The following is a 13,768-nucleotide window of genomic DNA, read 5'->3' on the forward strand; positions in this document are numbered from 1 at the left end:
CGCCTCCTCAAGCCAACGCTTTTTCATTCAACTTAACGTTGAATGCAGACTCTAGTTCTTTGAACTCTTGCGGTTGAATAGTCTGTCGCTTACCACCCATTGCAAGAACTTTTACCAGTATCTCTGCGGCCTTCTCTGCCGTATCCATCAAGCCAAACGCGAGACTTAGGTCTTCTGCAGAACAGAACGTGCCATGGTGAGCCCAAATAGCAACATCGTACGTTTTCATCAACTCACTCGTGTGCTCTGCGATAGCGCGGCCACCAGGTACCATCCAAGGAACAATACCCACGCCAGCAGGAAATACCACCGGACACTCAGTCGCCATTTCCCATAGCTCACGAGTAAATGTCTCCGCTTCAAGCGGTAAGACAAAAGTAAGCGCGATTAAGTTTGTTGTGTGAGAGTGCATAACGACTCGATGTGCACCGCCGGTTGCGTCAAATTTGACTGAGTGGTTCATAAGATGCGCTGGTAGCTCACTGGTCGGCTTCGCATTATTAATAAGCCCCCAGAGTGTTCGGTACTGAGTACCATCTTCTGACACTTGGATAATTCCCGCATTCTCTTCAATGCACACATCTACGTTTCGAAAGTACTTACCGCTACCTGTAACGATAAAGTATTCATTAGCCAGATTAGCGACCGTTACACCAATGTCTGCCCATTGCGATACCTCATCAAAAAATGGACGAGCCTGTTCGACTTCAGATTCAGTTAAACGGTAGGACAAGTTGCCACCATTACGCTCATGCCACCCTTTTAGCCAGGCATCGTGGGTCGTTTTTTTAAACTCTTGTATAAATGCTAACTTATCCATTATTTGCCTCGCTTAAACAAAACGTCTTGCTCGTATAGTTCGACCGCTCTAAACCAATCTTCGTTTGCTGGTACATCGTTTGACTCACAGAAGTAGTTCCAAATATCACCCATTGGGTAGGTTTTTAACTCTTCCATTAGAACTAGGCGCTGAGTGAAATCACCTTCATTCTGCAACTCAGTCAACTTGTCATGCGGCATAAGCATGGCTTCAAGCAGTGCTTTTTGCATATTGCGTGTGCCCAATACCCAAGCGGCTACGCGGTTGATACTGGCATCAAAGAAATCTAGGCCAAGGTAAACGTTATCCAAGCTATCAGTACGAACCAGCTCTTTTGCTATTTCTCTAACTTCATCGTTTAGCGTTACGACATGATCGCTGTCCCAACGAACAGGGCGAGTCACATGCAAAGCAAGCTCGTCTTGATAAAGCAACATAGATGAAATCTTGTCAGCAACCGACTCCGTCGGGTGGTAATGGCCATTGTCTAACAAGCAAAGTTTATTGTTCGCAATCGCATACCCCATATAAAACTCATGCGAACCAACCGTGTAGGATTCAACACCAATACCGAATACCTTTGACTCTACAGAGTCCTTGTTGAACTGCTCGTCAACGTCAACTGCGAAGATCTCATCGAGTGACTCTTTCAAGCGCTGACGCGGCTCAAGACGATTGCTTGGAGTATCTTTGTAACCGTCTGGAATCCAAATATTTGTTAAACAAGTTTGATCTAACTCCTTACCGAAGTATTCGCCAATCTTACGAGAAGCAATACAGTGCTTAATCCAAAAGTCACGGATCTCTTTATCAGGATGAGAGAGCGTCAAACCTTCACTCGCATTTGGGTGAGAGAACAGACTTGGGTTAAAATCTAGCCAAGACCGCGCTCTTTCGCCCATTCAACCCAGCCCGCAAAGTGCTCTGGCTTTAACTCATCGCGATCAACTGCGACGCCATGTGTTTCAGCATATAAAGCATGAAGGTTAATTTTATGCTTACCTGGGATAAGGCTCAGTGCCTTATCTAAGTCCGCTCGTAACTCTTGAGCATTCGTCGCTTTACCTGGGTAGCTACCAGTAGCAGAGATACCACCAGACAGTTCATGAGCCGCTTCCTCGAAACCCGTGACATCGTCGCCCTGCCAACAGTGAATAGAGACCTTAACCTCTTTTAATTTCTCTAGTGCAGCATCAACATCAATGCCCCATTTAGCGTAAAGTGATTTACTCAGTTCGTATCTATCTTTTAAACTCTGTTCCATGATAATTCCTAATTAAATGCTGTTTCTAATATAGTTTTTCGCTTGTTTTAAATGAGCAATCTCACCCATAGATAACATTTGTACAATGATATTTCCCATTCCAGTCGCCTCCACTGGACCGACAATAACTTCTTTATTGGTTTCCTGTTCAATAAGCTCGTTCAACAACAGGTTCTTGCAACCTCCGCCAATAACATTGATTTTATCTACCGTTTTACCGGTAATACTGACAAGTTCTTCAATATACTGGTTATAAGATTTAGCCAGACTTCGATAAACACACATGCAGACTTCACCCGTTGTTTTGGGGATCTCCTGCCCTGTTTCTTTACAATATTCGCTAATTTCTTCAATCATGTTTTTGCTGACAAAAAAGCGTTCATTGTTGACATCGATGACGGATTTAAAATGACTCGCCTCTCGAGCAAGATCAGCTAGCTCCGCGTAGGAGTACTTGTAATCCAGCATCCTTGAAACTTCTTGAACTATCCAAAGCCCCATGATGTTCTTCAAAAATCGAAATCGTTTGTTGTATCCACCTTCATTGGTGAAATTACTGTTACGAGAAATATCGGAAACAATCGGTTTTTCTAGTTCAGTACCCAATAGTGACCAGGTTCCAGAACTCAAAATCACCCCATCATCATCCAGATCGAGAACACTCGCAATAAATGCAGACGCGGTGTCATGCGTTGCTGGCAACACGACTTCACAGTCAAATCCGACCGCTTCTTGTATTGTCGACTTCAGATTGCCAAGACGATGACCTGGATAGTGAGGCTTAGCAAAAATATCTTTACTAGTGCCGCATACTTCCAACAAGTCTCTATCCCAATCATCACTATCAACGTTCAACATTTGAGTTGTGGTTGCATTGGTATACTCATTGGCTTTGACTCCAGTTAGGAGATAATGAATATAATCAGGGATCATTAAGAAAGAGCATGCTGCTTTCTTATTGCTTGAATCCACAGAGCTCATCTGATATAGAGTGTTGAACTCCATAAACTGAATGCCTGTTTTACGATATATTTCTCGATGTCCAACTTGATCGCAGACGTCAGTCATAACACCTTTAGTACGACTGTCTCGATACGAAACTGTATTACCTATAACGTTATCGTCGCTATCAAGAAGAACAAAATCGACACCCCAGGTATCAATACCGATGCTTGTTGGTATTTTCCCCAAAAAAACACATTGCTTTAGCCCCTTAATAATATGGCTAAATAGCTTATCGACTTCCCAACATAACTGATCGTCGACAGATACAAGCTTATTCTCAAAACGGTATATTTCTTCAAGCACTATTTGTTCATTTTCAATATGACCTAATAAGTGCCTTCCACTAGAAGCACCTATATCGACTGCCAAAAAGTAATTCATAACTATCTCCCAGTGTTTGTATTAATCATACAAGAAAAAGTAGCAGGCAAAATGCGCTAAATTGCCCTTAATGGTGTCATTTTTTGCAGTCCTGACCCGATAATCTACGTTGAGCCTGCTTTGTTTCTTTTAATTTAATATCAGTAATTTACATGTAAACTTTAGCTATCTCTTATCGCTAACCGTGTTAGAGCAAGTCTCAATACTTGGAACTCCTAAAGGAAAGAGATTAGAAGATCGGTTATCAATCACACTAGAGGCGCATAGCAAAATGGTCAGCGGAAATGACTAGTCAGAGAATTTATCGTTACGAACGAACAGCAGATTGAAGCAAAAAAACCGGTTACCAATTTTGGCAACCGGTGTACTAGAGTCACCGTAAACGAGGGAGTTCATTCAAGACCCAAATAACACATAAATCATGTCGAATGTTTATGTTAGTTCAAGTTCTCTTCGCGTACTATAGCTGTTTTCTGCCAAAAACATGGTTAATTTTTGCCAAACAATCCCACAATCATCATTCCTTTTAGACGCACTGACTTAGTGCAATTATTGCCTTTTTCATACCCAAAAATAGACATAGAAACCGACAAGATCAGTATCTAATATCAGTCAATATTTACCTAAAGTTCGTTGTCGAACTGTAATTAACAATCTCAATATTAACTAATCACGCAATAATTATTATATAAGGAATCTAGATGAAACCTACCAATGACAACCCATTACCCCAACAATTCATTAATACCAAATTACCTCAGTTTAGAAAAAGAGTGCTGGTATCGGCCATAATGCTCACACTAGGTACCATATCATTCAGCTCTTTCGCGAATAAGACGGCGCCAAATGAGGGCGAAATGGCTGACTACTTTGCCAATAACGGGTTTGGAAACTCTCTCGCATTAGTCCAAGCTCCAGCCGGAATACATGAGAAAGGAGTCACCTACCTCACTTACCAAGGCGATCTCGAAGACCCCTATGTGGTTTCCTACAATCACAAGACCAAAGAGTGGCAAGGCCCGATCAAAGCGGGTTTTAGTGAGTTAGGTAAGGATAACTATTGGGCACCATCTGGCCGTGCCATCGATAACCACGGTAAGCCTACCATGATCATTGATGATCTGGGCTACCTCCACATTTTCTTCGGTGGGCATGGTGGCAGTGCACGACATGGTGAAAACCCGCTGGGCGATGTTCATGATGGCAAAAATAAGCATATTGTTTCCAAAAAACCCCACGACATTTCTGAATGGGTAGAGCTTGACAATATCCCTCCCTTTGGTAACTACAACCAAGCAGTGAAAATGGACAACGGTGATATATACCTGTTCTATCGTCATGGTGCCCATGAGAGTGACTGGGTATATCAAAAATCAACAGACCACGGTCGCACATTCGAAGCACCGATATCATTCCTCAAACATAAGGAACGTGAAGACGTTGATGCTGTTGATAGCTGGTATGCATGGGCAGTGAAGGGGCAGGGAGATGATATCGTCATTACTTACGATTACCACCTGTGCTGGAAAACTCATGCTAATAACGGCAGAGGACACACCACCGAACGCCACAATACCTACTACATGGTTTTCAATACCAAAGAAGGGACATGGCGCAACGTCAAAGGTGAAACATTCGAACTGCCAGTAACTCGTGAACTCGCCGATGAAAAAACACTCGCTTTGGATACCAAAGATAAATGGACCTTCAATGGTTCTGTTCATTTGGACCAAGATGGCAACCCACATATTGGCACAAATATTGGTATCGATTTAGGTGTTAAAAAGACGGGCGGACCAAAACAGACGTCTCACATTCGCTGGACGGGCGAAGAATGGGTAGGCGGCAATCCAGTCAACCCTGCTGCAGTGAACTGGGGAGTCGATACTCGCGGTGATTTCTTTATTTCGTCACCAGACAAAGTAACATTTGCGCTGGGCTATAAGGAGAAAGGAGATGGTGTCGTTGCCTACTTTACTTCTGAAGATGGCGGCCAGACATTTGAAAAGAGCACTGAACTATTGCGCAGAGCGAAGTCTGGTTGGGCAATGTCTGCCATGATCAGCAACGCTCACCCTGATGCTAGGCTGTTTGTTGCTGAGAAAGCAAAGGGAGAGAAGCAGTGGCGCAAGATGTACCTTCTCGGCGATAGCGGACCTGTCCAAAGGTCACTGAGTGCAGCAAACACACGAACTGAATAGCCGCGAAAAATCAAGCTTCAACTCACCAACAATAAGGTGAGTTGAGGCTTTTTATCACCGAAAACTGGGCATTAATCTGTCCCCATATCAATGATCAAATCTAAATCGTAGTCATACTTTGCTTCCAAGCTCAGGTTATTACATTCTTCCGAACTAAGACTCCAAGATTTATTCTCGATTCTGGTTCGCATCTCGTCAAAGAACCGCACTTGATCTTGCGTGCTATTCGATGCTATTGCAACGCCATATGCCTCACACACATCTTGATCTGTCATTGCATAGGCGCTTAATGACATACAAACTGAAACTACTGCAACAATTACTTTCATGACTTATTCCTTATTTCAATGACTGGCCTCGAAAATAAACATAGAACAAGTCACACTTTTAGCCAAAGATATTTTTTAACTCTATCAAAAAAGGCAAAAATAAACACTTTATAGAACTAAAACAACTAACATGCTTTAGAATCGTTGGTGTATGAGAATATGAACGTTGGCATCTAGTTAGTAGTTGATACTTACCGGTTGGTTACTTATAAAAAAATCAGGCTATCAAATGATAAGCCTGATTCACTCGAAGTGCTGATAGAGTCGTCAATAAACAAGCTACTCGACGTTTACAAGACTAGAAGCTATACAAGAAACCTAGCCTTGTACGAAGCTGGTAGTCTTCCGAACTATGGTGCACAGGTACGCCAGCCAACGTCATAAATGGAGTCCAACCTTTAGCAATTTTATAATATGCTTTTAGCTCTAACTCTTGTTTAAACTCATTCCCATTGTAGTACTTCTGACCGTCCAAACCCTTGTGGTAATCGTACTGCAACCCAAGCCTAAGTTTGTCTAGAGAGTAGTTTAGGTTGACTTGATACTGGCTCTTTTCAGATGTGCTTTCGCCTTTGCTATTAGGTGTTTGGCGCACAAAATACTCGTGCTTATATTTAAGCTCAGTAGAGAATCCTCCCCCAAACTTATAGACAAAACCAAGTTGTGGTTTCCAACCAATACCACTCGCTGTCGCGGTTGCTTGAATTTGAGGAATGAGTCTTATTGTGTCGTTGACATCATAGCGATAGCCAAGCTGCACTTCACTGCTAGACAATGCATAAGTGCTCAGTGTCTCCCCTTTGTGCACAGCTTGCACCCCGAAAAAGGTTTTTCCCGCACTACCACCAGCTTTGATCAAAGTAGCATTTTTTTGTTCCGGCTTAAAAGGATCAGACAAGTGCTCTTGACGAACCATTAATACAGCAGAAAAGACAGAGGTACTTAAGAGAGAGGATACAACTGCCAATGTTATTAGATTAACTTTTTTCATTTATCAATTCCTTGAACTTATTATTTTTCGGCCAAGTTTCTTAATTTTTACTCTCGGCGTAATTAAAAAACCTGTTTTTTAGACATTTTAATTCTTGCAGTTATTGACGTTTAATTTAAGATTAATCTTTGTTAACAAAGGAGACAATTTCTGCACAAGGAACAGACAAAAACATTATTTTGTATTACAAACCCATATGCGCAACATATGATACCTAGCTCGGCAAAAAAATTATTGATTATGGTCAGGACAATATAAATACTAATCGTTATTTGACTACATTTTACAGATAAGGTGATATGGTATGAGAACAGTTGCGCTATTATTAAGCAATGGATTTGAAGAAGGCGAGGCAATTAATGTTGTTGATATATTGCGTCGTTTGCAGATTTCAGTCACCATATTGTCTTGTGAACTTGAGATGACACTCACATCCTATCATGGCGTAGAAGTCGTGGCGGATGAACGGTTCGCTGACAATATTGAAAGTGATTATGAAGCTGTCATTCTTGTGGGTGGGCCGCCTAATACGGACAAACTCGGTAACGATAATACAGTAGTTCAATTTATTAAGAGGCACATAGACAAAGGAGCTTACATAGCTGCCCTCTGTTCATCTGGAGCCAAAGTCCTAGCTAAGAACTCATTACTAGGCTCCCACCGCTATGTGTGTTGTGGTGATTTTTATTTAAACTATTCCGATGGCTCGTACATCAATCAACCGGTCGTGATTGATGGTCAATTTATATCTGGTCAAGACTATGGTTACACCATCGACTTTGCATTCGCGGTGGCACAGACCTTACTGGGGGATACGAGAACAAGGTCAAGTGAGATGACTGATGTCGATTGGGTCGCAAAACATATCAACTACCGTCGTTTTACTGACTATTAACTTTAATGGTAGAGTCAAAGATCTAGATTTTCCACAATCGATAATATGAAACAAGCCAACAAGAACATCATCTTGTTGGCTTGTTATTTATATCGCTTCCAATTAGAGATCTAAATCTATAACTTGTAAATAAAGCGGTCGAGAGGTGCCTTGCGAACGTTCCATTAGGTAGTAATACAACTTACCATCTTTGATATGAACCTTACCATGCTAAATTTTCGCTCGGACTGAGACTCATAAACTCGCTCGAACTCGTTGGTGCCGCCTTTTGCTTTTTCTACATATGGCTTACCGTCCTTACTCAAGCCAATGATATAAATATTTTCACCTGCAGTGTATATATTTGAAGCGCCGACAAAGTCTTCAGATATAATAAACTCTTTTTCACCTGCAGGTTTATAGGAATGTAGATGAACCATTTCAAAGTCTGGGCGCTTGTTGTCTCTGGACTTAACACGACTGATCATGTGTATATCGCCCTTCTCTGTCACTGTCCAATCAAAGTTTTGCACTATGTGTACCGAATCTTTCTCAGTATGCGAAATGTAGTCGCCAGGCTCGAAAACTTTAATTTCATCAGAGTTCACTAATGGGAAAGTCATGCTCTCACCCTGATGGTTCTTCCACTGACCATCGCCATTGGGACTATCAGAATATGCGTAGTAAACGCCATTTTGGTAAACGAATTTATCCTCTACATTAGCGCGTTGTTGGAAACCAACACGAAGCTTGCCGTTGACGTACTTCATGCTGCCATACAAACCCCAGTCATACGCGTTGCCATGAGACTTAGCATCGAGAACATTAAACTGTTTCCAGTCCGACCAATGACCCTGCTGCGCATCATAGTGGGCAAAAACATAGCCGCCGTTATTGTTGCCACCCTTGCGCATATATACCAGTAGTGTTCCGTCATCGTTGGTGTAGAAAGTCGGATAAGTTAGACCATGGTAGCTATCATAATCAATCTTGCCACTAAGAGTTAAGTGCTTGTAATCATTACTACCTTGGCTTAGTTTACTGCTATCTTTAACAAATTTTTCAAGCGTGAAGTCTTTATCAGCAACTTCTGCGGCTCCTGGCACACTATATGAGTAGCGGAAGTAGTCTTCGCTAAATGAGCCATCCGAAGGTCTATCTGTACCATAAGCATGCATATCATAAAGTAGATGGATGGTGCCATCGATTGGACTTATTTCAACTGCAATAGTGTTATGTGACTCACCGATGTGTGGCTGATTTAGAAAGCCTGTATGTTGATGCGGGAACTCAATGGTTTTTATCGCTCCAGTTTTGGTGTTTAGTCGACTTAGCATTACGTGCCTGTCTTGCTTACCACCACGATACCAAGTCATGAAAACATAATCTTTGTAGGTTTTTACACTGTCTCCATGGGCAGAAATTTGAGGCCCAAACTTAAAGTCATAAACATCTGAGCCATTGTCCTCGGCATGTCGAGCTTTTATTCGACTTCCGTCAAAGTGAAGGGCGCCATCGGTGATTTTCACTTCACTTTCGAGCGAAATTGCAGCATTCGCTACACCAGCAGGTACAAATAACATTGAGCCCAATATAGCGCTCGCACATAAGCTAAATTTAAAATTACTCATTGACATTCCTATCATAGTTATTTTATTTCACGTAAACTTGCCACTTAATTTATATTCACATATAATCATTCATCAATATAAGTGACGTTATATTTACTTTATCAAGAACTACTACGACAAAAAACACATACTATTGCAGTAAAAAGCAGCAATATTTGCATACGTCTATACTTTGCTGCATTCAATGATTTTTTTAGCTCTATAAATATCCGAAACTTCCTCCATAGCAATCATCTGGGAAACTATGTTACCTATACCTGTTGCCTCGACTGGACCAACAATTATGTCGCAGCTTGTTTCCTCTTCTATTAATTCATTGAGAAATTCGTTCTTACATCCTCCACCAATAATATTAATTGTTCTGATATCCTGTCCTGTTATTTCTGACATTTCATCAATATACTTCTTGTAACAAATAGCTAGACTACGGTAGACGCATACGCTAACTTCCCCGACCGTAGAAGGTGGTGTTTGGCCAGATTCTCTACAATAATTAACTATTTCTTCTATCATATTGTCGTTAATGAAAAATCTTTGGTCATTGACATCAATAACGGACGTAAAGTCTTTTGCCTCCCTTGCCAGATTAACGAGCTCCGAATATGAGTATCGATGGTCAAGGTTTCGGGACACTTCTTGGACAATCCACAAGCCCATAATATTCTTTAGAAACCGGTAGCGTTTATCTACTCCACCCTCATTAGTAAAGTTTTTTAATCTTGACTGTTCACTAACGATCGGCTCTAGTAGTTCCTTACCTAATAAGGACCAAGTTCCCGAACTGAGAATAACGCCACTATCTTCAATGTTTAAACTACTCGCTATGAATGAAGCTCCAGTATCATGAGTGGGTGGCAGAATCACTTCACAATCAAAGCCCAGTTGGTCAACTAATGCTTGCCTTAGATTGCCGACTTTTGATAGCGGTGGCATAACTTCATGGAATACTTCTTGTTTTAGTCCAACAAAGTCAATGAGTTCCTCATCCCATCTGTTGGTGTCTATGTTATACAGTTGTGTTGTTGTGGCGTTGGTATATTCGTTCACTTTTTTCCCTGTTAGCAAGTAATTGAGGTAATCAGGGATCATAAGGAATGACTTGGCTTTGGACTTTGCCTCTTCGGATAGTGTCTGTAACTGACAAATGGTATTGAAGTCCATAAATTGAATACCCGTTTTTGCATAGAGTGTTTCACTGCCAATTTGGGAGCAAATCTCCTTCATCACTCCATTGGTTCGTTTATCACGATAAGACACGGCATGACCGATCATACAATCTTCACTATCCAAAAGGACGAAGTCGACCCCCCAAGTGTCAATACCCAGTGCTTTGGGTTGTTTCCCCTGCTTTGCACACTTCTGAAGACCCGTAATTATCTCAGAGAACAGATAATCTAGATCCCAACAGAGCTGATCGTCTACTTGATAAATTTGATTGTTAAATCTATGAATTTCTTCCACCTTGAGCCTACCATTGTCCAAATGGCCTATCAGGTGTCGTCCGCTTGATGCACCAATGTCAACTGCCAAAAAGTAATTCATTACAACCTCCGATGCTTACTGATCGTGTAGTTTAATTGACAATAACTAGCCTATAAATACAGAGGTTTGCACTCCAAAACATCATTTTTTGCTTGTTTTCACGACGACTTTTTCCCCGCATTGTTGTCAGTATCGCGATCGTGACCGACACCCAAAATTTCACCGTTTGCGTTTCCCTATTGTTGACCACAATCACAGTTAAACCGATGGTTCAATTTTTTTTTGATTTTGTGTGTATATTTGATTTGGTTGCAGTGTAAGGCAAATCTTGGTTGTAAGTGAGCCAATGTTTGCGTCACACCACATCGTTAGAACCGTGCACTGAATGAGGTTTATTATGGATAGAGGGCTGTATGACTTCATGGAAAAGATGAAGTCCACCAATGTTGAGGAAGAAGGAATCATCCATAAGCAATCTGGTATCGATAATAGTATTTTTACCGACAGATACCGGAACATAATATCCTTTGATAAGGTTTGCCCTTCTGGAAAAATGATTTCTATTAGGAAGCATACACGTTTTATACATTATCCTGCACACAGCCATGATTATGTAGAGATATGTTATGTCCTAAACGGAAAATCGGTTCAAGTAGTCGAGAATGAAGAGGTGGAACTGTTAACAGGGGATCTCCTGTTTTTGGGGCCTGGTGTTACTCACGAAATATATCCAACCGGTGATGATGATATAATAGTAAATTTCATTATTCACAAAAAGTTCTTCAGCTATATCTTCGAATTTATCAATGAGTCTTGTAATTTATCTAACTTCTTTACCGATGTAGTATTCAAAAAATCCGCTACTTCAGCACTTATTTTCTCGACCAAAGAAAAAAGTCGACTTGAGGGCTCCCTTAATGAGATGCTATCAGAACTCGATGGTGATGAGGATTTAGTGGAGCCTCGCGTTAAGTTCTTGCTCGGTATCCTTGTCCTTGATCTAACGCTTGAAGAGCCTAAAAGAATTGAGAAAGTATCTTACGATAAAGGTGTTCTCTGTAAAGTCATTACTTATATGGAGAGAAACCTTAGAACAGCCAACTTAAATGAGATCTCTGATCAGCTTAAAATGAAAAACTACAACTTATCCAAGCTGATAAAAAAAGAAAGTGGAGTGACATTCAACAACCTACTTAGGGAAATAAGATTCAATAAATTCTGTGAGATCATAAAGATTAGGAATATAAGTATTAACGACCTTGCAATAGAGGTGGGTTTTTCGAATACCAGTGATTTCTACAAGAAGTTTAAAGCTAAGTTTGGTGTATCTCCGAGAGAATATCGTAACACCCATTAAATATTATTTTTACCACCTCCATTACTGAGGCATTTTTGACCAGCTTTCCAGTCAATTGAGAATCACATCCCAAAAAAATTGTGAATAATAACGCCGATATTACATATCGGGCGTTATTATTCATGTCTCGTAACTCAAAGTATATTGTTCAATGCTGCTTGTCAGATCACCATTTCTTCGGCGATCGATTTTTCTTTCTCAGACGATAGCTTTGTCACCAGTTTCGATAGAGCTTCTACAAAGTAGTAGTCACCATATATAAGCGAGCAATTAACCCCAACCCTTTAGGACAGTTGAACGCCCCTCCTGTTAAGATTCCCTGCTGGGTATCGTCCCCTGCCGTGCAGTAGTTCTCGTAAAGACTCTTGAGGATTCGATTAGCAGCATCAAAGTAATGCGCTTTTTTTGCTTCATCGTCAACAAGCTCAGAGATAAGAAGCATACCGCTCGCAGCACACGCTGCAGCTGAGGTATCTCTTGGCGTATTTTCATCCCTTGGAGCTCTAAAATCCCAATGTGGAACTGAATCTTCAGGTAACTGGTTAATAAAGAAGTCAGCGGTTTTCATGGCCGCTTCTAGGTATCTTGGCTCTCTCGTGTATTTATAACTTAGTGCACAGCCATGAACCGCCCACGATGCGCCTCTACTCCAAGCAGAGTCCTCATTGTAGCCTTGACCACCATAATAACTTTTCACATCGCCAGTCATATAGTCAAACTCAACCATATGTCTTACCGAGCCATCTGGTCGAATAAATTCTTTAAGCACCGTATCAGCATGTGCCATGGCAATCAGTTTGAACCGCGGTGCATCGAGTTGATCCGAAGCCCAGTACAGAAGAGGCAAGTTCATCATACTGTCGATAATACTCAATCCTCTCGGGTCTGCAGCACTGACATCATTCTTGTTCCAAGCCGTTAAGAAGCGCCCATTGATGTTAAATCGACTCGCCAGATGACTCGCGGCTCTAAGTGCTCGATTTTTAGAACGCTCGTTACCAAACAACTCATACTGTTTGATCGAAGTAAGTTGCCACATAAAACCAACATCATGGTGGATATTGACATATTCATCGAGTGGGCCATCCATGGTCTTCTCACGTGCTATGGCAATGTCTTTGAACGGTTGGTAGTGCTCTTTCTCATATAGCAACCACAGCAGGCCTGGCCAGAAGCCGACAACCCACGCCCAAGGAGCGTGGGTATCCTCATAACGCCCCTCCGATGTCATGGAAGGAAACTGTACTGAAATGTCTTCGCTAGTAAATTTGACTTTCTCAAACACACTTTTCCAAGCATCATGTGCCCACGTTTTCTCTGAATCCATTGCTATCCCTCTACTTCTTTCGGTGATAATTGCGTTAAGTCAACAGCTCAAATATAGGGGAATCATCATTGAAAAAACATGTCTGTTTTTGGTGTAATCAGGGATG

At 41.4% G+C, this 13,768-nt stretch carries 10 protein-coding genes and 1 pseudogene; 3 read left to right on the plus strand and 8 right to left on the minus strand.

Going from position 1 to position 13,768, the window contains the following annotated elements; all coding sequences use genetic code 11:
- Positions 1 to 7: 7 nt before the first annotated feature.
- The 3 genes and pseudogenes from rhaD to rhaB (TZ48_RS14900) form a co-directional block, all read right to left on the minus strand.
- Positions 8 to 820 carry a rhamnulose-1-phosphate aldolase gene (rhaD, locus tag TZ48_RS14890; protein ID WP_112479737.1) on the minus strand — a complete coding sequence of 271 codons (813 nt, stop codon included), beginning with the start codon at positions 818 to 820 and terminating at the stop codon, positions 8 to 10.
- Positions 820 to 2,084 (minus strand): annotated as a pseudogene (locus TZ48_RS14895) (L-rhamnose isomerase). The gene rhaD and the pseudogene TZ48_RS14895 overlap by 1 nt, the downstream one beginning before the upstream one ends.
- 12 nt (positions 2,085 to 2,096) lie before the next feature.
- A complete protein-coding gene (rhaB, locus tag TZ48_RS14900) occupies positions 2,097 to 3,470 on the minus strand; it encodes a rhamnulokinase (RefSeq protein WP_112479738.1) in 1,374 nt (457 codons plus the stop codon).
- Positions 3,471 to 4,171: 701 nt separating this feature from the next.
- Here rhaB (TZ48_RS14900) and TZ48_RS14905 point away from each other — a divergent pair.
- On the plus strand, positions 4,172 to 5,671 hold the full coding sequence (locus TZ48_RS14905; RefSeq protein ID WP_239670896.1) for a BNR-4 repeat-containing protein: 1,500 nt from the start codon (positions 4,172 to 4,174) through the stop codon (positions 5,669 to 5,671).
- A gap of 71 nt (positions 5,672 to 5,742) precedes the next feature.
- Here TZ48_RS14905 and TZ48_RS14910 read toward each other — a convergent pair whose 3' ends face one another.
- Positions 5,743 to 6,000, minus strand: coding sequence for a hypothetical protein (locus TZ48_RS14910; protein ID WP_112479739.1), 258 nt, complete (start codon positions 5,998 to 6,000; stop codon positions 5,743 to 5,745).
- A 298-nt stretch (positions 6,001 to 6,298) separates the two neighbouring features.
- The gene (locus tag TZ48_RS14915; protein WP_112479740.1) at positions 6,299 to 6,991 is read right to left on the minus strand and encodes an oligogalacturonate-specific porin KdgM family protein; all 693 of its coding nucleotides are present in this window, start codon (positions 6,989 to 6,991) and stop codon (positions 6,299 to 6,301) included.
- A 304-nt stretch (positions 6,992 to 7,295) separates the two neighbouring features.
- Here TZ48_RS14915 and TZ48_RS14920 point away from each other — a divergent pair, with 304 nt between their 5' ends.
- Positions 7,296 to 7,886 (plus strand): DJ-1/PfpI family protein, encoded by a 591-nt coding sequence (locus TZ48_RS14920; protein WP_112479741.1) that lies wholly within the window; start codon positions 7,296 to 7,298, stop codon positions 7,884 to 7,886.
- Positions 7,887 to 8,050: 164 nt separating this feature from the next.
- Here the strand turns inward: TZ48_RS14920 and TZ48_RS14925 are convergent, their stop codons facing one another.
- Both TZ48_RS14925 and rhaB (TZ48_RS14930) read right to left on the minus strand, forming a co-directional pair.
- A complete protein-coding gene (locus tag TZ48_RS14925) occupies positions 8,051 to 9,496 on the minus strand; it encodes a BNR-4 repeat-containing protein (RefSeq protein WP_239670897.1) in 1,446 nt (481 codons plus the stop codon).
- 165 nt (positions 9,497 to 9,661) lie between these two features.
- Positions 9,662 to 11,038 carry a rhamnulokinase gene (rhaB, locus tag TZ48_RS14930; protein ID WP_112479742.1) on the minus strand — a complete coding sequence of 459 codons (1,377 nt, stop codon included), beginning with the start codon at positions 11,036 to 11,038 and terminating at the stop codon, positions 9,662 to 9,664.
- A gap of 337 nt (positions 11,039 to 11,375) precedes the next feature.
- Between rhaB (TZ48_RS14930) and TZ48_RS14935 the strand changes: the two genes are divergently transcribed.
- A complete protein-coding gene (locus TZ48_RS14935) occupies positions 11,376 to 12,335 on the plus strand; it encodes an AraC family transcriptional regulator (RefSeq protein ID WP_162674605.1) in 960 nt (319 codons plus the stop codon).
- A gap of 235 nt (positions 12,336 to 12,570) precedes the next feature.
- On the opposite strand, the gene TZ48_RS14940 is transcribed toward TZ48_RS14935, so the two are convergent.
- Entirely contained in the window at positions 12,571 to 13,662 is a 1,092-nt protein-coding gene (locus TZ48_RS14940) for a glycoside hydrolase family 88 protein (RefSeq protein WP_239670898.1), read from the minus strand.
- Between the last annotated feature and the right edge of the window lie 106 nt (positions 13,663 to 13,768).

The sequence above is a fragment of the Vibrio variabilis genome (assembly GCF_003263785.1).
Lineage (GTDB): Bacteria > Pseudomonadota > Gammaproteobacteria > Enterobacterales > Vibrionaceae > Vibrio > Vibrio variabilis.

What these genes read in the sequence shown, in the direction of transcription:
- TZ48_RS14915 (WP_112479740.1), bottom strand. Translation starts at nt 6,991, where the DNA reads ATGAAAAAAGTTAATCTAATAACATTGGCAGTTGTATCCTCTCTCTTA.
- TZ48_RS14910 (WP_112479739.1), bottom strand. Translation starts at nt 6,000, where the DNA reads ATGAAAGTAATTGTTGCAGTAGTTTCAGTTTGTATGTCATTAAGCGCC.
- rhaD (WP_112479737.1), bottom strand. Translation starts at nt 820, where the DNA reads ATGGATAAGTTAGCATTTATACAAGAGTTTAAAAAAACGACCCACGAT.
- rhaB (WP_112479738.1), bottom strand. Translation starts at nt 3,470, where the DNA reads ATGAATTACTTTTTGGCAGTCGATATAGGTGCTTCTAGTGGAAGGCAC.
- TZ48_RS14940 (WP_239670898.1), bottom strand. Translation starts at nt 13,662, where the DNA reads ATGGATTCAGAGAAAACGTGGGCACATGATGCTTGGAAAAGTGTGTTT.
- TZ48_RS14920 (WP_112479741.1), top strand. Translation starts at nt 7,296, where the DNA reads ATGAGAACAGTTGCGCTATTATTAAGCAATGGATTTGAAGAAGGCGAG.
- TZ48_RS14905 (WP_239670896.1), top strand. Translation starts at nt 4,172, where the DNA reads ATGAAACCTACCAATGACAACCCATTACCCCAACAATTCATTAATACC.
- TZ48_RS14925 (WP_239670897.1), bottom strand. Translation starts at nt 9,496, where the DNA reads ATGAGTAATTTTAAATTTAGCTTATGTGCGAGCGCTATATTGGGCTCA.
- rhaB (WP_112479742.1), bottom strand. Translation starts at nt 11,038, where the DNA reads ATGAATTACTTTTTGGCAGTTGACATTGGTGCATCAAGCGGACGACAC.
- TZ48_RS14935 (WP_162674605.1), top strand. Translation starts at nt 11,376, where the DNA reads ATGGATAGAGGGCTGTATGACTTCATGGAAAAGATGAAGTCCACCAAT.